General features: G+C 37.9%; 17 protein-coding genes. All 17 read left to right on the forward strand.

Annotated features, from left to right (window positions below; all coding sequences use genetic code 11):
* Nucleotides 1–116 precede the first annotated feature (116 nt).
* The 17 genes from BHU72_RS11610 (at nucleotide 117) to murA (ending at nucleotide 21416) form a co-directional block, all read left to right on the forward strand.
* Nucleotides 117–494, forward strand: a complete 378-nt coding sequence (locus BHU72_RS11610) for a DUF3397 family protein (protein ID WP_069702798.1) — start codon at nucleotides 117–119, stop codon at nucleotides 492–494.
* 224 nt (nucleotides 495–718) lie between these two features.
* Nucleotides 719–1903, forward strand: coding sequence for a putative heme d1 biosynthesis radical SAM protein NirJ1 (gene nirJ1 / locus BHU72_RS11615; RefSeq protein WP_069702799.1), 1185 nt, complete (start codon nucleotides 719–721; stop codon nucleotides 1901–1903).
* Nucleotides 1904–2000: 97 nt separating this feature from the next.
* Nucleotides 2001–3068: a heme b synthase gene (gene ahbD / locus BHU72_RS11620; RefSeq protein ID WP_069702934.1), complete on the forward strand. Its 1068-nt coding sequence runs from the start codon at nucleotides 2001–2003 to the stop codon at nucleotides 3066–3068.
* Nucleotides 3069–3123: 55 nt separating this feature from the next.
* Nucleotides 3124–4779 carry a bacillithiol biosynthesis cysteine-adding enzyme BshC gene (bshC, locus tag BHU72_RS11625; RefSeq protein ID WP_069702800.1) on the forward strand — a complete coding sequence of 552 codons (1656 nt, stop codon included), beginning with the start codon at nucleotides 3124–3126 and terminating at the stop codon, nucleotides 4777–4779.
* Nucleotides 4780–4986: 207 nt separating this feature from the next.
* Nucleotides 4987–6228 (forward strand): adenosylhomocysteinase, encoded by a 1242-nt coding sequence (locus BHU72_RS11630; protein WP_069702801.1) that lies wholly within the window; start codon nucleotides 4987–4989, stop codon nucleotides 6226–6228.
* A 147-nt stretch (nucleotides 6229–6375) separates the two neighbouring features.
* Nucleotides 6376–6807, forward strand: a complete 432-nt coding sequence (gene mraZ / locus BHU72_RS11635) for a division/cell wall cluster transcriptional repressor MraZ (protein ID WP_069702935.1) — start codon at nucleotides 6376–6378, stop codon at nucleotides 6805–6807.
* A 43-nt stretch (nucleotides 6808–6850) separates the two neighbouring features.
* Nucleotides 6851–7786 carry a 16S rRNA (cytosine(1402)-N(4))-methyltransferase RsmH gene (gene rsmH, locus BHU72_RS11640; protein ID WP_069702802.1) on the forward strand — a complete coding sequence of 312 codons (936 nt, stop codon included), beginning with the start codon at nucleotides 6851–6853 and terminating at the stop codon, nucleotides 7784–7786.
* A gap of 24 nt (nucleotides 7787–7810) precedes the next feature.
* On the forward strand, nucleotides 7811–8221 hold the full coding sequence (ftsL, locus tag BHU72_RS11645; RefSeq protein WP_069702803.1) for a cell division protein FtsL: 411 nt from the start codon (nucleotides 7811–7813) through the stop codon (nucleotides 8219–8221).
* Complete coding sequence (locus BHU72_RS11650; protein ID WP_069702804.1) at nucleotides 8202–10367, forward strand: PASTA domain-containing penicillin-binding protein; 2166 nt, start codon at nucleotides 8202–8204, stop codon at nucleotides 10365–10367. The genes ftsL and BHU72_RS11650 overlap by 20 nt, the downstream gene beginning before the upstream one ends.
* A gap of 47 nt (nucleotides 10368–10414) precedes the next feature.
* On the forward strand, nucleotides 10415–12328 hold the full coding sequence (locus BHU72_RS11655) for a stage V sporulation protein D (protein ID WP_069702805.1): 1914 nt from the start codon (nucleotides 10415–10417) through the stop codon (nucleotides 12326–12328).
* A gap of 65 nt (nucleotides 12329–12393) precedes the next feature.
* On the forward strand, nucleotides 12394–13890 hold the full coding sequence (locus BHU72_RS11660; RefSeq protein ID WP_069702806.1) for a UDP-N-acetylmuramoyl-L-alanyl-D-glutamate--2,6-diaminopimelate ligase: 1497 nt from the start codon (nucleotides 12394–12396) through the stop codon (nucleotides 13888–13890).
* A gap of 15 nt (nucleotides 13891–13905) precedes the next feature.
* On the forward strand, nucleotides 13906–15357 hold the full coding sequence (locus BHU72_RS11665) for a UDP-N-acetylmuramoyl-tripeptide--D-alanyl-D-alanine ligase (RefSeq protein ID WP_069702807.1): 1452 nt from the start codon (nucleotides 13906–13908) through the stop codon (nucleotides 15355–15357).
* Between the two features lie 2 nt (nucleotides 15358–15359).
* Nucleotides 15360–16322 carry a phospho-N-acetylmuramoyl-pentapeptide-transferase gene (gene mraY, locus BHU72_RS11670; protein WP_218076137.1) on the forward strand — a complete coding sequence of 321 codons (963 nt, stop codon included), beginning with the start codon at nucleotides 15360–15362 and terminating at the stop codon, nucleotides 16320–16322.
* A gap of 13 nt (nucleotides 16323–16335) precedes the next feature.
* Entirely contained in the window at nucleotides 16336–17703 is a 1368-nt protein-coding gene (murD, locus tag BHU72_RS11675; RefSeq protein WP_069702809.1) for a UDP-N-acetylmuramoyl-L-alanine--D-glutamate ligase, read from the forward strand.
* Between the two features lie 70 nt (nucleotides 17704–17773).
* The gene (gene spoVE, locus BHU72_RS11680) at nucleotides 17774–18871 is read left to right on the forward strand and encodes a stage V sporulation protein E (RefSeq protein WP_069702810.1); all 1098 of its coding nucleotides are present in this window, start codon (nucleotides 17774–17776) and stop codon (nucleotides 18869–18871) included.
* Between the two features lie 9 nt (nucleotides 18872–18880).
* A complete protein-coding gene (murG, locus tag BHU72_RS11685) occupies nucleotides 18881–19981 on the forward strand; it encodes an undecaprenyldiphospho-muramoylpentapeptide beta-N-acetylglucosaminyltransferase (RefSeq protein ID WP_069702811.1) in 1101 nt (366 codons plus the stop codon).
* Nucleotides 19982–20153: 172 nt separating this feature from the next.
* Nucleotides 20154–21416 carry a UDP-N-acetylglucosamine 1-carboxyvinyltransferase gene (murA, locus tag BHU72_RS11690; RefSeq protein WP_069702812.1) on the forward strand — a complete coding sequence of 421 codons (1263 nt, stop codon included), beginning with the start codon at nucleotides 20154–20156 and terminating at the stop codon, nucleotides 21414–21416.
* Nucleotides 21417–21423: the final 7 nt, after the last annotated feature.

Raw genomic sequence — 21423 nt, forward strand, 5'->3', positions numbered from 1 at the left:
AGTCCATCAAGTCCTAAAATTAATAAAAATTTAAGCATCAAATGCAGGAGATTGATACCCTTTTGTCAAACTATATGTATGATGCATGTGAATTTTTATGAGATTGAGGGATGTAGATGGAGTTTCTAGCCAAAATCTTTGCGTTTATACTTACACTACCATTTTTAGCTTTTTTCCTCGGATATAATATAAGTAAATGGTTCTATCAAGATAATAAGAAGGCATTTGATATAGCGATTCATGTTACTACGTTTTCTTTATTTGTATCTGTTAGTGTGATGTTTCAAGTGGTTGGTTATTTGCAATCTGGAGTGTTTATTACACTTATAATCTGGATTACCTTTTTAGCGGTACTTATTTATTTACAATGGAAGTTAAAAAATCAAATAGATATCCACAAATCCCTAAAAGGTTCTCTTCGACTTTGGTTTTTAGTATTGTGTATTTGCTATGTTGCTCTATTTATCATAGGAGTTACGAAATCATTTATTTAATGGTTGCGGATGTAAAAAGACACCGATTATGGTGTCTTTTATTGCGGTATACTTGCATTACATACGAAACTGTTTATAATTAGGAAAGTATGATAAAAGTAAGATATTTGAAATCTCGTTAAAAAACAGTCACAAAAATGCCACAAACAACACAAAAAGAGTAATTTACTATGTGTTAAAATAAAAAATATGCATGTATTTCGCAGAATTCAGGAGGGTAAATAATGATAGGAATTTCACGTTTATTATGTGGTAGTGAGAACTTTGGTGATAGCTTACGTTATGCGAAAGGTTCACACGGTCAAACGAATGGTGCAGTAGCAGGTCATGGACCGGTAGTTGTATGGACTTCAACGAAGACTTGTAACTTAAAATGTGTACACTGCTATGCGGCTTCTGAGAATATAAAGTACGAAGGCGAATTATCTACTGATGAAGCGAAAGTCTTTATTGATGATTTAGCGAATTTTAAAGTACCAGTGTTATTATTCTCTGGTGGAGAGCCACTAGTAAGACCAGATACATTTGAATTGGCTGAGTATGCAGCTAGCAAAGGCATTCGTGTTACGTATTCTACTAATGGTTTGTTAATTGATAAAGATGTAGCGAAGAGAATGAAACAAATCGGTGTTGGTTATGTTGGAATTAGTTTCGACGGAATCGGTGCTGTACATGATGAATTCCGTGGCCTGCCAGGTGCTTTTGAAAAATCACTACAAGCTGTAAAGAACTGTATTGAAGTAGATCAAAAGGTAGGACTACGCTTCACAATTAATCAACATAATTATCGCCAACTTCATGAGATCTTTGATTTCCTAGAAGAAGAAAACATTCCTCGTGCTTGTTTCTATCATTTAGTATACTCTGGTCGTGGAAATGAAATGGTAAACGACGACTTAACGCATGAAGAGAGTCGTCATGCATTAGATATTATTATGGAGCGTACAGTTGACTTCCATAAGCGTGGAATTACGAAAGAAATTCTCACGGTGGACAACCATGCTGACGCAATCTATCTATACCTGCGTGCGAAGGAATTATATCCAGATAAAGCAGATGAGATTTATAACTTAATTAAGACGAATGGCGGTAATCGTTCAGGTATCGCATTTGGTAACGTTGACAATCTTGGTAACGTCCACCCTGACCAGTTTACTCAAAACATTACTTTCGGTAACATCCGCGAGAAGAAATTTAGTGAAATTTGGTCTAAGGCAGAGCATCCAATTTTAAATGGACTAAAAGACCGTCAGCCATTGTTAAAAGGTCGCTGTTCTCAGTGTAAGTGGTTAAGTATGTGTAATGGAAACTTCCGTTCTCGTGCACACGCAATTCATAACGATTTCTGGGAAAGTGATCCAGCTTGCTATTTAACAGATGAAGAAATCGGATTAACGGAAAAAGCATAGGAGGTACTACAATATGTCTCATCCTCATTCAGATACATCAATCCATGAAATTCGTAAGCATATGCATGGTATGACCCAAGGTGATGTTACGGATTACATGAAGAATATGGGCCACAAATTACGCTTAATCTTCTGGGAATTAACAGAAGGCTGTAATTTGAAGTGTATTCACTGTCGTGCGACGGCGCAACCAGAGCGTAGCGTTGATGAGCTATCGACGAAAGAATGCTTTAGAATCATTGACGAATTAGTAGAATTCTCTAACCCGATTGTTGTATTAACAGGTGGAGAGCCATTATATAGACCGGATTTCTTTGAAATCGCACAATATGGTACGAATAAAGGCTTACGTATCGTAATGGCTTCTAATGGCACTATGATTACTAAAGAAATCGCACAGAAGATTAAAGATGTAGGGATTCAACGTGTATCTATCAGCTTTGATGGTGCTACTGCAAAAACACACGATGAGTTCCGCGGTATCCCGGGCTCATTCGATGAGGCGTTACGCGGTGCTAGAAATTTACGCGAAATTGGTGTAGAGATTCAGTTCAATACTACCATTACAAAGCATAACGTAGCGGAAATGGAAGACATTATGGATCTAACTATTCGCGAGGGTGCTGTAGCACTTCATACATTTATGTTAGTTCCAGTCGGTTGTGGAGTAGAAATCTCTGAAAGTTCTATGTTACCGGCGGACGAGTATGAGCGCGTTCTCGAGTGGTTCTACGACAAGTCGAAGGAAGTTCCTATTGAGATTAAAGCTACTTGCGCGCCTCACTATTTCCGTATTATGAGACAAAAGGCTAAGCAAGAAGGTGTTCAGATCACTCCTAAGACCCACGGTATGTCTGCAATGACTAAGGGATGCCTAGCGGGAACTGGTGTATGCTTCTTGTCACATAAAGGAAGAGTACAACCTTGTGGCTACCTTCCAGTACAAGCAGGTAATGCGACGGAGCAAACAATGAAACAAATCTGGGAAGAGTCAGATGTATTCTTGCAACTTCGTGATAATAACAATTTAAAAGGTAAATGCGGAATCTGTGAATATAAGAACGTTTGTGAGGGTTGTCGTGCACGAGCTTTCTCAGAAACTGGCGATTACCTGGATGAAGAACCGTTTTGCAATTACGTTCCTAGAAAACATGCAACTGTATAATTGATAACTTAAACGGGACTTCATTAGTCCCGTTTTTTTTAAGTGAGGGAATTCAATGGAAATTCTACTAACTCATACGCAAGTACCCCCTTTTATAAAAGAATACAAAAAATTCTCGAAGCAATTTTTTTCGCTGTATGATTATAGTTGTGTAGATGAAAGAAGTGTACTTGAGCGAACTGCTAATATTCGAGAAATGCAAAGTAAGCACCCACTTCTTGTTGACCGTGGTGCATTAAGCGAGACGATACGAAGTTATATTCAACGGTTATCTGAAAGCATTGAAATGAAGCAAAATGAGAATTTACAATTAATATCTCAAGGCGCCTTTACTGTGGTAACTGGACAGCAAGCAGGATTATTTACCGGTCCATTACTTACTATTAATAAAATTATCTCGGTATTAAAAGCATGCGATACATATAGTGTACGGCTAGAACAGCCTATCGTTCCGATTTTCTGGATTGCAGGGGAAGATCACGATATCGATGAAATTGATCATACGTATTTTATCACTCAAAAAGCGATTTCTCGTATTACTATACCGTGGAATACTGAGAAACCTAAAGTGTCTGTGTCACAGGTACAATTATCGAATGATCAGATTGATGGATTAATCGCACAAGTAAAAGTAACGCTGCCTGATAGTATTTATAAAAAAGAAGTTATTTCGGTGCTAACGCAAGCATATAGTGAGCAAAGTGTCGTAGTAGCGTTTGCAAAGCTGATTCAGCGCATGTTTGGAAAGTACGGAGTTTTAATTTTTGATTCTCATGATCTGTCTGTAAGAAAGCTTGAAGTTCCAATACTCCAGAGTATGATTCAGCGAAGTTCAGAACTTCAAAGTGCATTCCTAAAGTCGAAACGTGTTTTCACGAGTCTTGGATATGAACCACAAGTGAAGCAGGAAGACCAAGCAACCGGATTATTTATCAACTATTGTAATAAGCGTCGTGCTATTCGTTATTCTCAGGATAGATATTCGATAAAAGGGATTGAAGCTACTTACGATGTAAAAGATATGTTTGAATGGGTCGCAAATGAACCAGAGCGGTTTAGTACAAACGTGTTATTACGACCAATCATGCAGGAACTCCTTTTTCAACCTATTGCTTATATCGGTGGGAATGCAGAAATCATGTATTGGGGCCAGATGAAAAGCACATTTGCGTTGTTTGAACTTCGTATGCCGATTATTCTAGCACGAAATTCATACACATATATTGCTGAGCAACTGAGAAGTAAGATTGTTCAACACGGTATAACTGAACAAGAAATCCTACTGGATACTTCCATGCATAGAAAGGACGAGTTGTTACAAAGCTATATTAATAAAGACTTTTCATTGGAACTACATATCGAAGCGTTCAAAAATGAATGGTATGATTTAAACAAAAAGTACTTAAACAAGATGCCTGATCAACTATTTTCTAACGCTCAACTTGAACAAATTTATGGTACACATGAGCAGCGAGTTTTACGTCTAATGGATACCATGAAACAACAACTATTACAATTAGCAGAGCAGAAGCATCACCATATGAAAGACGATCTGGATTTAATCTGGAACGTGGTGTTACCGAAAGGTTCTTTACAAGAAAGAGCAATCAATGTTTATACAATGATTAATGCTTACGGTGAACAATGGATTCATCAGTTATTAAATCTGCCACACCCATGTAACGGTGAGCACTATCTGGTCACACTATAAAGAAAACTTAGTTCAGATGGAGTATTACTCCATCTGAACTCTAGTTGCACTTATTTCGAAGCTTGTCGGCACTTAACTCCTGCTTATAGGAGTATTAGTAACGCCGCTGAGTTAAATTTCTATATACGGATAGACAAGTTTTTTGTATAATATACACTGTCTATGAATTGGGGTAGTTTTAACTTAATTAAATCAGGAGGGTATAAGATGAGTATTATTAAAGATATTGCATTAGCGTCAGAAGGGCATTTAAAAATAGATTGGGTTAAACAAAATATGCCTGTGTTAAATCGCATCCGCGAGCAGTTTGAAAAAGAAAAGCCATTCCAAGGGTTGAAGGTAGCAATTTCTCTTCATTTAGAAGCAAAAACTGCATACTTAGCGAAAGTTGTACAAGCTGGCGGTGCTGAAGTAGCGATTACTGGTAGTAACCCGCTTTCTACGCAAGATGATGTTGCGGCAGCGCTAGTGGAAGATGGTTTACATGTATTCTCTATGTACAATCCAGAACCAGAATTATATCATAATATGATGCTTAAAACTTTGGATTTCGGACCGGATTTAATTATTGACGACGGTGGCGACTTAGTTTCAATTCTTCACACAGAGCGTAGAGATTTACTAGCAAACGTTCGTGGTGGGGCGGAAGAAACAACGACAGGAATTGTCCGTTTAAAGGCAATGGAGAACAAGGGTGAATTAGAATTCCCAATGGTTGCAGTAAATGATGCATTTTGCAAATATTTATTCGATAACCGCTATGGAACAGGCCAATCCGTCTGGGATGGTGTTAACCATACAACGAACCTTGTTGTCGCTGGTAAAACTGTTGTAGTTATTGGATATGGTTGGTGCGGTAAAGGTGTTGCGTTACGAGCTAAGGGATTAGGAGCTAAGGTAATTGTAACTGAAATCGATGCGATTAAGGCAACAGAAGCAATCATGGACGGATTCGCAGTGATGAATATGGAAGAAGCAGCGAAACATGGTGACTATTTCGTAACAGTAACTGGCAATATTAATGTAATTCGTGGAGTGCATTACAAAAACATGAAGAATGGTGCAATCATGTGTAATGCTGGTCATTTTGATATTGAAATTAATAAACCCGAATTAGATGCTATGTCTGTTAGTAAACGTCGTGTTCGTAAAGATATTGAAGAATATCAATTAGAAGATGGTAGAAAGCTTTATTTATTAGCAGAAGGAAGACTTGTGAACTTAGCTGCTGGAAATGGTCATCCGGCGGAGATTATGGATATGACATTTGCTCTTCAAGCGATGAGCTTGAAGTATGTTAATGAGAATTATAAGAGTATTGGCAAGCAAGTATTGAATGTTCCGTACATCATCGATGAACAAGTAGCGAAATATAAGCTAGAAGCTCTAGGGATTTCGATTGATTCTTTAACAGATGAGCAAGCGAAGTACCTAGATAGTTGGAAATAGAACGGGAAAATAGAACTATTTTTCAATAATATTAAAAATCTTGCATAATATATGCAGGATTTTTTTATTTTGTAGAGAAAAGTATATAAAAGTGGTTTAAAGTGGTGGAAAGTGGTGAATGAATTCGGGAAAGGGGAGTGGAAGAACGTGTTCATGGGAGAATACCAACATGCAATGGATGGAAAAGGAAGAATTATTATGCCTGCAAAATTGCGTGACGGTCTCGGGGATACGTTTATTATCACTCGCGGATTAGAAAACTGCTTGTTTGTATACCCAAGGAAAGAATGGGAACAACTAGAATTAAAACTAAAAGCCCTACCATTTACGAAAAAGGATGTTCGTGCTTTTACCCGCTTTCTCTTGTCTGGTGCCATTGATGTGGAAGTAGATAAACAGGGTCGTGTTCTCATTCCTAATAATCTTCGCGAATTTGCAGGGATTGACCGAGATTGTGTAATTATCGGCGTTTCCTCAAGGGTGGAAATTTGGAGTAAAGAACGATGGGAAGAGTACTCTACTGCTGCTGATGCATCTTTTGAAGAAATAGCAGAAACAATAGTGGATTTCGAATTATAAAATCTTTTTTGTATGAAAATGGTAGGATGAATGGAGCGGTTCAATGAGTTTCCAACATGTCACGGTACTTGCTAATGAGGCAGTAGAAGCTTTAAATGTCACACCAGGCAAGGTCTATGTGGACGGCACTTTGGGTGGCGCAGGCCATAGCAAAAAAATTGCAAATATGCTACAGACGACTGGAGTATTAATTTGCCTAGATCAAGATGATGTAGCAATAGAGAATGCAAAAACAGCGCTTGCTGACTATCAATCGGTTGTTCGTATTGTAAAAACGAATTTTCGGTACATAGATGAAGTAATCCAACAACAAGGATTTGAAAAGGTAGATGGAATACTATTTGATTTGGGAGTATCATCACCACAATTAGATGAAGGCGAAAGAGGTTTTAGTTACAACCATGACGCACCATTAGATATGCGTATGGATCGCAAACAAACATTAACAGCATATGAAATTGTGAATCAATGGTCTGAAAAAGATATCGCACACATCTTGATTGCTTACGGTGAAGAGAAGTTCTCTAGAAAAATCGCTAAGGATATCATCAAACATAGAAGTAATAAACCGATTGAAACAACAGGGGAGCTAGTAGAAATTATCAAGGAATCGATTCCGGCTCCTGCGCGCAGAACAGGTCCTCATCCAGCGAAACGAAGCTTTCAAGCAATCCGCATAGCCGTCAACGACGAATTAGGTGCACTTCAAGAGGTTTTAGATAAAGGTATACAATTATTAGCTGCTGGAGGAAGAATGGCAGTCATTACGTTTCATTCTCTAGAAGACCGTATCGTAAAAAAGACATTTCAAAAATATGTAGGTGGGTGCATTTGTCCACCAGGATTTCCTCAATGTGCATGTGGCAGAATATCTGCTTTCAAGCTAGTAAATCGTAAAGCAATAGAGCCATCTGACACGGAAGTGGAAGGGAATCCTAGAGCAAGATCCGCAAAGCTTAGAGTCATAGAAAAGTTATGATAATATGGGAGGTTCATTAAGAATATGGCGTATTCGATACAAGATATGAAATACAACCAGAATATGTTTGTTGACACTAGGATTTCTTCTAAGGTAGGATTACAAAGTAAAGTTGGCCTACATACATTTGATAAACTAGTAGTTTTAGTATTCCTTGCTTTATCTATTGCAGCCTCAGGTGTGTTAGTTTCCAAGTACGTGATTGCAACAGAATTAACTTACCAAAAGCAAGAATTACAAAAACAGATTGTTTCTTATCAAGAATTGAATTCCCAATTGGAAATGAAAATTGCAGAATTATCATCCCCAGAACGGGTATATGAAATAGCAATAAATGATATCGGCATGATGACAGCACCTCCAGATAAAGTGAAAATCATTCATCGTGTGCGTGTTGCTGAGGTGGAATCTAACTATGTTGGAATCGCAAATTAATGAAAAAGTAAAAAAAAGAGTGAACAGGCGTGCCATTGCTATCGGACTAGCAATGGCTGTACTTATTTTATCCGTCATTTTTAGAGTGAGCTATATACAGGTGGTACAAGCAGATCAATTGATAGAAGAAGCAGCTGTAATATGGAACAAGAATAGCACCTTATCCCCAAAACGTGGGATGGTTTTAGATAGAAATGGTGGTAGGTTGGCGTATAACGCAAAGGCTTATACAATTATTGCACATCCTAACGATATTATAGATCCTGTGAATACTGCTAGAAAATTATCAACCGTGATTAATATGTCGGAACAGAGAATCTATGAATTAATTACTAGAAAAGGGTATCAAGTAGAATTAGGACCAGGTGGACGTAAAGTATCGGAAGATGTTCTTAACCAAGTCAAAGCGTTAGAGCTCCCGGGTATTTCTTCGATGGAAGAGACAATTCGATTCTATCCAAACTCAGCATTTGCTTCCCATGTGGTAGGGTTTATTAACGCAGAAGAAATAGGGGTTACTGGTGTTGAGCAAGTATTTAATAATGATTTAAAGGGTATTGAAGGAAAGATTTCGTACATAACAGATGGTCGCCGACGAGAAATCCCAGCAGGAGTAAAGAGTTACGAGCCAGCACAAGACGGGAATAACATTGTATTAACGATTGATCAGAATATCCAACATTATGTAGAACGTGCCATTGATCAGGCAATGGATATATATAAGCCTAAAAATATTACGGCAATTGTAGCAGATCCAAACACTGGAGAAATCCTAGCTATTGCAAATCGTCCACATTTTAACTTAAATCATATCACGATGGAAGATAGCAAAAATATTTATCAGAATTTAGCATTAAGCCAGTTTGAACCTGGCTCTACATTTAAATTGATAACGATGGCAGCTGCCCTAGAAGAAAAAGTAGTGAGTTTAGATGACAAATTCGTAGACAATGGTAGTATAACTGTTCCTGGTGGAACAATTCGAACTTGGAACAGAATTGGATTTGGTGAAATTGATTTTTTAACAGCACTAGAACGTTCTAGTAACGTTGGTTTTGTCAAATTAGGGCTAGAGAAATTAGGACAAGAGAAATTATTTCATTATATTGAGAAATTCGGATTTGGTAAACAATCAGGGATTGAATTACCAAATGAAATGAAAGGGAATATCTTTGCCAATCGTCGATTGTATCCGATTGAAGTCGCAACTACTTCTTTTGGACAAGGGATTGCAGTTACACCTCTACAACAAATACAAGCAGTTTCTGCTATTGCAAATGGTGGGAAACTATTAAAACCAACAATTATTAAAGAAATTAGTCGGATGGAAGGTAATCATAAGGTAGTTATAAAGAAACATGAACCAATCGTAGTCAATACAGTAATCTCAGAACAGACAGCACAGACTATGCGCGAGGCTATGGAGTCAGTGGTAAATCATGGATCAGGGACAAAGGCTAGAATTGATGGTTATCGTGTGGCAGGTAAGACTGGAACAGCACAAAAGGTAGGATCCGATGGTGTATATCGCGATGATCGCCATATCGTATCGTTCATTGGATTTGCACCAGCAGATCAACCGAAACTTATCATTTATATAGCTGTTGACGAACCGAACTCCTCTGATAGCTATGGTAGTACGGTGTCTGCACCAATCTTTAAAGAAATAATGCAAGATTCTTTGCATTATTTAGGAATCAAAGCTAAAGAAGAACATCGTCTAGTAATGACTGAAGACCATGTAACAATTGATGCCTATGTTGGGAAATTTGTTACCGAGTCGATTATCGACGCAGAAGAAAAGGGACTAATAGTAAAGCTAATAGGTAACGGAAATTATGTAGTAAAACAAAATCTACGAAAAAACGAAATTGTGCCAAAAGAGACTGAAATTATTTTTGTCACTGGCGGTGAAAAGGGCGAAGTATCACCTATGGCGCTATTAATTCCTAAATTTGATGGTATGTCAAAAAGAGAAGCTATAGAGCTTTTACAAATACTAGATATGAAATATGAATTGATTGGTGAAGGTTATGTAGTAGAGCAAAGTAAACCGGTAGAAAGTGCATACTCAAAAGGTGACGTCATCCGAATTAATTTACAGCCGAAATCTGTCAACGTTCTAAACCCGTCCTCCAATGAATAATTTTTCTTAAGAGCGAGAGTTTTGTCTTAAGAGGGGGACTGCTTATCATGAGAGTTACACATATGATCATTAGAAAACGGACGTATATAGTTTTACTAATGGTCATATTTATTTTTGTTGGATTAATTTTCCGTTTGGGGTATTTACAGTTGTATAAGACTCATTGGCTAACAGATAAAGCCGAAGATCTATGGAGAAGGGATATTCCTGTGGAAGGGAAACGAGGGAAAATCCTTGATCAATCAGAGAAAGAACTCGTGTACAATATTAGTGCTCCTACTGTAATTGCAATACCAGCACAAATAAAAGATAAAGAAATGACTGCAGAAAAATTGGCGCCTATCCTTAATATGTCACAAGAAAAGATATTTCAGTTGATTAGTAAAAGAACATTGATGGTATACCTAGCCCCAGGTGGAAGAAAAATTAGTGAGGATGTCGCAAATCAAATTTTACGGTTAAGATTACCGGGGATTGCTCTAACAGAAGAGAATAGGCGCTACTATCCCTACGGCAGTTTAGCTGCGCATGTACTGGGTTTTACTGGAATTGACAATCAAGGACTGACCGGCATTGAATTAGTGTATGACGATAAGTTGAAAGGCCAAAGGGGAAGTATTTCATTTTTCTCAGATGCAAAGGGTCGAGAAATACCGAATGAAAGAGATTTCTATAAGGAACCAATCCATGGGCTTGACCTCGTATTAACACTTGATTTGAATATTCAGAAGTTTGTAGAAAGAGAGTTAGATAAGGCAATAGAGAAATATAATCCCGAAGGCATTGTTGCCTTAGTAATGAATCCGAATACTGGGGCAGTACTCGGGATGGCAAACCGCCCTACGTATTTTCCTAGTGATTACAAAAATTATCCGCAAGAAGTATATAATCGTAATCTAGCAATCTGGAAAACTTTTGAGCCCGGATCAACCTTTAAGATTGTGACTATCGCTGCCGCACTTGAGGAAGGTAAGGTGAATTTAAAGGAGAGTTTTTTTGATCCTGGATTTATTCTTGTGGCAAATCATAGAATCCGTTGTTGGAAAGCAGGCGGGCATGGGCAACAAAGTTTTTTACAAGTAGTTGAGAACTCTTGCAACCCTGGTTTCGTAACATTGGGACAGAGATTAGGAGAAGAGTTACTATTCTCCTATATTCGGAAATTAGGTTTTGGCCAAAAAACAAATATAGATTTACCAGGAGAAGCTTCTGGTCTATTATTTAAACCTTCGCAAGTAGGGCCACTAGAATTAGCAACTACTGCTTTTGGGCAGGGGGTATCGGTTACTCCGATTCAACAAGTTGCAGCAGTATCTGCTATCATAAATGGTGGGCAAAAGGTACAACCACATATCGTCAAAGGTTGGAAAGATCCTGTCACGAACATGTATGTCATTAAAAATGAGTTGGAAAAAGGTGAACGGGTCATTAGTGCGGAAACATCAGAACTAGTGCGACTGACATTAGAAAGCGTAGTAGCGAACGGAACTGGTAAAAATGCTTACATTGATGGTTATCGTGTGGGAGGAAAAACAGGAACTGCACAGAAAGTAGGCCCAGATGGAAGGTATTTAAAGAATAATCACATAGTATCTTTTATTGGATTCGCCCCTGCTGATAAGCCAGAAGTGGTAGTCTATGTAGCTGTCGATAATCCGCAAGGGATACAATTCGGAGGTCTAGTTACTGCGCCAATCGTAAAAGGCATTATGGAAGATACTTTGCAGTATTTAAAAGTAGAAAAAAGAAAAGATCAACTGGAGTTAGAATATCGTTATGATGACACAAGATATTATGATGTTCCAAACTTAATTGGCCAAGATATAAAGGATGTAAGAAAGAATTTGCAGCATTTTCAATTAGAGATTATCGGTGAGGGAAACAAAGTAATCAACCAATTACCTAAGGGTGATCAAAGGTTACCAGGGGATACAATGATTCGTGTGTATTTAGGAAATTAGATTCCGATAGACACCAATCGAATAGAAGTTTAAAATAGAGGTTAGTAAATTTGGGAGGTAGAAACATGAAGATATCTGATTTGTTTCAACCAGTATTACATAAGAAGTTTTTTAATACAGATAATATCGATCATGTTACGATTACGCAAATTACTTCAGACTCTAGGAAAGTCGAATCTGGTAGTTTATTTGCCTGTGTACCAGGTCATACTGTAGATGGGCATGATTTTGCTGCACAAGCAGTCCAAAAAGGCGCCATAGCAATTCTTTGTGAGCGACAGCTAGATATTCCAGTTTTACAAATTGTAGTACCTAACACATCGCAAATCTTGCCACTTATCGCGGATAGGTTTTATGGTCAACCAACAAGGAAGTTAAAACTGATAGGAATTACAGGCACGAATGGAAAGACAACGACAACCTATCTGATAGAAAAAATAATGAAAGATTATAGTCTTAAAACTGGTGTGATTGGAACCATAGAGATGCGTATTGGTGACGAGCGTTATTCAGTAGAAAATACGACTCCAGAACCTATTACTTTACAGGAAAGTTTTCATAGAATGGTAGTAGCAGGGGTTGATACAGCAATTATTGAAGTATCTTCGCATGCTTTAGAATTAGGGCGGGTGGCAGGATGCGATTTTGATATCGCTGGATTCACGAATCTCACGCAAGACCATCTGGACTTTCATAAAGATATGGATGAATATAAGCGCGCAAAAGCGAAATTATTCAGCAGATTAGGCAACACATATTCATTTGATAAAGGTCAGAAATATGCTGTCTTAAACGCGGATGATGATTGTTATGAAGAATTCAAGTTGGCAACAGTAGCACAAGTATTATCTTACGGAATTGAAAAGCCTGCCGATGTGAGTGCTACTAATTTAAATATTCAACCCGAAGGTGTATCGTTTGTTCTTCACACAGTAGAAGCATCAATGGAAGTACAAATGAAGATGACAGGAAAATTTAGCGTATATAATGCACTGACAGCAATCTCTGTGTGTTTATTAGAAGGGATTCCTTTATCGAATATAATTACTAGCATAGAGAGTGTTACGAGCGTAGACGGTAGATTTGAAAAAGTGGATGTTGGGCAGGATTTTACAGTTCTTGTTGATTACGCCCATACATCTGATAGTTTGGAAAACGTTTTGAAAACCATCCAAGAGTTTGCACAAAAACGTGTGATTACTGTTTTTGGATGTGGTGGAGATCGCGACCGCTCCAAGCGTCCACTAATGGGTGCAGTAGCACGTGAGTATTCTGACTTTACGATTGTCACTTCGGATAATCCAAGGACGGAAAACCCTACATTGATCTTAGATGATGTGATGGTAGCGTTTGCTGATGCTGCCAGAGATTCATATATCCGTATAGAAGACAGAACAGAAGCGATTGAATATGCGGTCAACATGGCAGAATCAGGTGATATAATATTAATTGCTGGTAAGGGCCATGAAACCTATCAGATTATTGGTAAAATTAAATCAGACTATGATGACCGGTTGGTCGCTAAACAAGCCATCCTGGTGAAAAGAAATTCAAATGGGTAGGAGGAAGCGAGACACATGCTGCTAACCCTACAAGGGCTCATTAATTTATTGAACATCGACCAAGAGCAAATACAAACGGTCAATCAACAATCGTTCATGATGAATGACGACAAATTATTAGAATTAACGATTAATGGTGTTAGTACAGATACTCGAACGGCAGAAAAGAATCAGTTGTTCGTTCCATTGATTGGAGAAAAATTTAACGGTCATGATTACCGTCAAGTTGCATATAATCGTGGTTGTATTGTAACATTTTGGGATCAAAGCATTGTTGTTCCGCAAATTTCAGGTATATATATATTAGTAAACGATACCTTACAAGCTCTACAGAATTTTGCACACCAATATAGAAAATCACTAGATATTCAAGTCATTGGAATTACTGGAAGCAACGGAAAGACAACAACCAAGGACTTAGTAGCAAGTGTTCTAAGACAAAAATATCAGGTATTTCAAACAAAAGGTAATCTAAATAATCATATAGGTGTACCACTAACGTTGTTGTCCCTTACAAGTCAAGATGAAATAGCAGTGGTTGAAATGGGTATGAGTGGTTTCGGCGAGATAGCTTTACTGTCCAAAATTGCATCGCCAGACATTGGGATTGTAACGAACATTGGAGAAAGTCATATTGAGAATCTCGGAAGTAGAAAAAATATCGGTAAAGCTAAATTTGAGCTACTAGAAAATATGCAAGCTGGGATTGCTCTCGTCAATGGTGATGATGCAATTATTGAAGAATTAATCGCTGAGTTCCCTGCTGAACATCCGATTCAATTTATACGTTATGCAGTGAATAATGAGAATGCTCAATACTGCGCAAAGATTGTAAATTCTCAAAGCCATCTTATTGGTGCTGAAACTATATTTGATGTAATTCAGAATAATAATGAAAAATTTGCTACCATTACGACTCGAGAGCCAGGACAACATAATATATATAATTCTTTAGTGGCATTTGTAACTGGGTTGTTGATGGGTGTCTCAATTGACAAGATTCAAAAAGGCCTGATGGAAGCAAATCGTACGCCGATGCGTATGGATATTTCTCGTTATCAGAATTCCTATATTATCAATGATGCATATAATTCAAGCCCAACTTCAACAAAAGCAGCTTTAACTTATATTGCTCAATTATCTGAACCGTTGAAAAAAGTAGTATTGTTAGGTGATATGCTGGAGCTTGGAGAGTATGCAAAGCAATTCCATAAAGATATTGGGGAATACACAAACTCATTACCTATCGATGTTGTATTGTGTTATGGGAATGATGCAAAGTACTTTAGTTCAGTTATTAATGGTGCAGAATATTATCCAAACGGGACAGAAGATTCACTAATTGAAAGAGTTAAAACTGAATTATCGAATGGATGCATACTTTTATTAAAAGGATCTAGAGGAATGAAATTGGAGAGGTTTATAGCATTTACGAAAGAAGTATTATCGGAGAATGGGGAGGGCTGATTTTGGATTATCATATTGTAGTGGTCGCAGTCTTGGTTTCAACAATAATTACAGCTATATTAGGCCCTATTGTAATCCCTATCTTAAAACGTTTAAAATTTGGTCAGAGTATAAGAGAGGAAGGACCTCAAAAGCACTTACTAAAAGCAGGCACACCGACGATGGGAGGAGTAATGATTGTTATTGCTCTATCCCTTACGTCTTTGCAATTTGCAAATAAATCAATTACTCTTTTCTTATTAGCGTTAGTTACTATTGGATACGGACTTATAGGATTTATCGATGATTATATTAAAGTTGTTATGAAGAGAAATCTTGGTTTAACAGCAAAACAAAAGTTAGTAGCTCAAATCATACTAGCTACTATTTTTTATTGGTTTTTAATTCAGATGAATCATGACACGGCAATTTATATTCCTGGAACTTCATTTGGCTTTGAGTTAGGCTGGATGTATTTTCCGTTTGTTATTTTTATCATGATTGGCACGACGAATGCTGTGAATATTACGGATGGTTTAGACGGATTATTATCTGGTATAGGTAGTATTGTATTTACTACCTTTGCATTGATGGCAATCTATTTAAGTCAATTTGAAGTGGCAATATTCTCCGCTTCTGTTGTTGGTGCTTGCTTAGGATTTTTATTATTTAATGCACATCCTGCAAAAGTTTTTATGGGGGATACTGGCTCACTAGCGCTCGGCGGTGCCCTAGCAGGAATTGCAATCTTAACAAAAACAGAAATCTTATTAGGCATTATAGGCTTAATATTTGTAATTGAAGCAATGTCTGTTATATTGCAAGTTATATTTTTCAAATGGAAGAGAATTCGTCTATTTCGTATGAGTCCGATCCATCATCATTATGAGTTAGGTGGCTGGTCTGAGTGGAGAGTGGTTATTACTTTTTGGGGCTTCACGTTAGTAACTGCGTTACTAGGGCTAATGATACAAACTAAGTTGTAAGAGGTGTAGTGCTATGAATACATATAAAGGGAAACAAGTGGTTGTATTAGGACTCGGGAAAAGTGGTATGGCTGCGGCAAAACTACTACATAGAGTTGGTGCAAAAGTAGTGGTGAATGACAGCAAACCTTTCGAACAAGTAGAAAAAGAAGTACAAGAATTAAAAGATCTTGGAATTGAGATAATAGTCGGTCATCATCCGGATGCATTATTTCAATCGAACATAGATATGATTGTAAAAAACCCAGGTATACCGTATCATATTGAGCCTATTCAAAAGGCGATTCGGCATCATGTACCGATTATTACGGAAATTGAATTGGCATATCAAATGGTATCAGGAGAGTTTATTGGAATTACAGGCAGTAACGGTAAAACCACTACTACATCATTAACGGGAGAAATCCTGAAAAATGCAGAATTACATCCATTAGTGGGCGGGAACATTGGTATTCCGTTATCAGATATGGTTCTTAAGGCGGAGAGTCCTGTAATCACGGCTCCTATTGTACTTGAGCTGAGTAGTTTTCAACTACAAGGAATTGAACATTTCCATCCGCAGATTGCTGCAATTATCAACATTTATGAAACACACTTAGATTATCACAAGACTATGGAAGAATACATAAAGGCAAAAAGTAATATTTTACGAAACCAAACAAAAAATGATTTTGCCATTCTTAACGCGGATCAAGCAATTTTTACTGAAATTGCAAAACACACAAAAGCGGAAGTATTGTGGTGTAGCCGTAAGCAGTCAAAGCAATACGGGATTACAATTGACAATCATGAACTTGTGTATCGTTCAGACGAGCGCAAGGTTCCTATTTGTGATATACAAGAAATCAATATTCCTGGACAGCATAATGTGGAAAATGCGTTATTTGCCAGTGCGATTGCTATCGTAAAGGGTGTATCACCAGCGATTATACGTAATACCTTAATGACATTTAGAGGTGTAGAGCATCGATTAGAATTTGTAGGGAATTTTGAAGGAGTCAAGTTCTATAATGACTCCAAAGCTACCAATCAACAAGCGACGACTCGTGCTCTAGAAGCGTTCGAGCAAAAGGTGATACTGATTGCCGGCGGTTTGGATCGTGGGAACGACTTCGATGAAATTGAATCAACTTTTAGGAACTGTGTGCAATCATTAATTGTATTTGGACAAACAGCGCAAAAGTTATCCAAAACTGCTACTCAAGCAGGTATCAATCACGTATTTCATGTCAATGATTTAAAGGAGGCTGTTGAACAGGCAAAAGCCATAGCAAATCCGAATGACATCGTACTTTTGTCGCCAGCTTGTGCAAGCTGGGATATGTTCACTTCCTTTGAAGTTCGGGGGGCTATGTTTAAAAAATATATTTACGAAAATTAAAAATTAGCATATTTTCAGCTATCTCCGAATGAAATATAGACAAGGATATTATTACTGGGAGGCATTATCTATGGGAAATGAAAAACCCACTCCTGATTATCTTATTGTCATGGTAACCGTGGCATTATTAGGTATAGGAGTAATTGTTGTCTATAGTTCTAGCGCTGTCTTGTCTTTGGCGAATTCTGGAGATAGTTTTTATTTTGCGAAGCGACAATTGTTATGGGCAATTATTGGAGTCATAGCGATGTTAGGTATCATGAAATATGATTATTGGAAGTGGCAAAGCCTAGCTCCAAAAATTCTAATAGGATGCTATTTCTTCCTTCTGATTGTGTTAATACCGGGCATTGGATCTGTGCGCAATGGTGCAAGAAGTTGGATTGATCTTGGATTTATGTCTTTACAGCCTGCGGAATTTGCTAAATTAGGAACAATTATATTTTTGTCCTATTGGCTATCTAGAAATCAAGATAAGATTACTGACTTTAAACGTGGGTTTCTTCCACCACTTGGTATCTGTGTAATGACGTTTGGAATTATTATGCTTCAGCCAGATTTAGGAACAGGGAGTGTATTGTTTCTAACTGGAATGATTATAATCTTTACAGCTGGAGCTAAATTAAAGCACTTATTTGGTATCGCATCTTTAGCCGTTCCTGCATTTGTTGCGTTAGTGTTTATTGCTCCTTATCGAATTAAGCGTTTAACGTCGTTTTTGGATCCTTGGGGCGATCCATTGAATACTGGCTATCACATTATACAATCCCTATATGCTATTGGACCTGGGGGGCTAATGGGGTTAGGATTAGGACGTTCTAGGCAGAAATTCTTTTATTTGCCAGAACCTCAAACGGACTTTATTTTTTCTATATTAGCAGAAGAATTGGGTTTTATTGGTGGGTCATTAGTGATATGCTTATTCATATTATTGATATGGCGTGGAATGAGAGTAGCAATCACTGCACCAGACTTATTTGGGACCTTTTTAGCGACAGGTATTACTGGAATGGTGGCAGTTCAAGTCATTATCAATATCGGTGTTGTTACAGGATCATTTCCCGTTACAGGGATTACTTTGCCTTTTATTAGCTATGGAGGCTCTTCATTAGTGCTAATGCTATGTAGTATTGGGGTGCTGCTGAATATATCGAAATATTCTAGGTAGGTGAAGCGAATGCGCGTGTTATTAACTGGTGGGGGAACAGGTGGTCATATCTACCCTGCATTATCTTTAGCAAATCATATTAAAAAACAAGTTCCTCAAACAGAGTTTTTATATGTAGGTACTTCTAAAGGATTAGAGGCAGATATCGTTCCAAAAGCAGGGATGCCAATGATGCATGTAGAGGTATCGGGTTTTAAACGCTCTTTATCACTTACTAATTTTAAGACTGTGTATCAATTCTTAGCTGCATGTAGGAAAGCAAAACAAATCATTCAGACATTTAAACCTGACGTAGTAGTTGGAACTGGTGGTTATGTGTCTGGCCCTATCGTCTATACAGCTAGTCGCATGGGTTTACCAACGATGATTCACGAACAAAACGCAATACCAGGGTTAACAAATAAATTTCTATCACGTTTTATAGATGTAGTTGCAGTAAGCTTCCCAGAAAGTTTAGAGCAATTTCCAAAAGCTAAGAAGGTAGTACTTACAGGGAATCCAAGAGCAACGGAAGTGATTCATGCAGATCCCCAAAAAGGCGTAGAGTCATTAGGGCTAAGTAGTATACTGCCGCTTGTCATTGTAGTAGGTGGAAGTCGTGGGGCGAGGGCAATCAATGAAGCTGTTGAGGGTTGGCTTACCACAGATATAGATTTGCCTTTTCAAGTGCTATTTGTTACGGGTAGTGTGCATTTCGACAAAATAAATAAAACGCAAAAAGCTGTAGATATCTCAAAGAATGTAATAAGACTTCCTTTCGTCTATAATATGCCAGAAGTGTTAGCCAGTGCAGATTTAGTAATTGCGCGGGCAGGGGCAACATTCCTAGCAGAAATCACATCTTTAGGTGTTCCTTCTATCTTAATCCCATCACCACATGTTACGAATAACCATCAGTATCACAATGCGAAAGCTTTAGAAAATGCTGGCGCAGCTATTGTCATTGAAGAGAAAGGGTTAACGGCCCAGCGTTTAAAGCAAAAAGTGTATGAACTGGTTGGCAATGATCAGAGAATCGCCCAATTAAAAGTATCAGCAAAGAAACTCGGATTGCCAGAAGCTGCAGACCGTATGACATATGAAATACTAAAACTTGTTCGAAAAGCATAGAGTTTACTCTATGTTTATTTTTTTATACACCTTTTATTAGCCTAGACATAATATATGATATACACGAGGGAATCAGGGTGCGATTTCTGAGGGATACAGTTAAATTCTACTCGTAAATATAGAAAAGTTTTAGTAGGGGTCATGGGAGTGCGGTAATGTGGAGGTGAGTTTTTTGGAAAGATTGGTCATCCGTGGTGGGAACTCGCTACAAGGTAGTTTGCGCGTACATGGTTCTAAAAATGCGGCGCTACCGATACTAGCAGCTTCAGTTTTAGTTGATGAACCTTGTACAATATCAGGAGTACCAAATCTACTGGATATACAAGCGATGATCAATATCTTGAAATCACTGGGTATGGAAGTGGTTCAAGAAAATGATAGAGTCAATATTTTGAATGCAAAAGTCAGTACTACAAATGTACCTGACGAATTGATGAGAAAAATGCGTTCCTCAATTTTTCTTATGGGTCCACTTTTGGCAAAGTACGGCAGTGTTACTGTATCGCGGCCTGGTGGATGTGCCATAGGGAGTCGCCGAATTGACTTACATTTGAATGGATTGAAAGCTTTAGGTGCGAGTATCATCGAAGTGAATGGATTTATTCATTGTGAAGCGAAAAGGCTCCGAGGTGCTGATATATATTTAGATTTCCCAAGCGTTGGAGCCACAGAGAATATTATGATGGCAGCATCAATGGCAGAGGGTGTTACAGAAATTATCAACCCTGCTAGAGAACCAGAAATAATTGACTTGGCGAACTTTATAAACTCCATCGGCGGAAGAATCGAAGGAGCCGGAACAGACCGCATAACAATTTATGGTAAGAGCAAGTTGAATAGCAATCAAGGACATATTCATTATGAAGTAATCTCTGATCGGATTGTTGCAGGTACTATTATGGTGGGTGCTGCGATGACAAACGGGGATGTTATAATTGAAAACGCTAACCCTGTATATCTAAGTTCAGTAATTAGCAAATTAAAGCAAGTAGGTGCAGAGGTTATTATTAAGGACCACTCTATTCGTGTGATTGGGCCTAAGGAACTAGATAAAATAGATAGAATTGTCACGGCACCATATCCAGGTTTCCCAACGGATATGCAGCCACAGTTGATGTCGATGCTAACGATTGCCAAGGGAACGAGCATTATTAAAGAGTCAGTCTTTGAAGAGCGTTTTAAGCATGTGGAACAATTATTACGAATGGGCGCTAAGATTAATGTTGATTTAAATCTAGCATTTATTCGTGGGGTTGAACGATTACAAGGCTCAACGGTTAAAGCGACTGATTTACGTGCTGGAGCATCTCTAGTATTAGCAGGTTTAGTTGCTGAAGGAGAGACGGAAATAGAGTCAGTGTATCATATAGATAGAGGATATGAGAACATTGAAGGAATGTTTAGGAAATTAGGAGCAGATATAACCAGGAAATAATACCCAA

The organism is Desulfuribacillus stibiiarsenatis, from assembly GCF_001742305.1.
GTDB lineage: Bacteria > Bacillota > Bacilli > Desulfuribacillales > Desulfuribacillaceae > Desulfuribacillus_A > Desulfuribacillus_A stibiiarsenatis.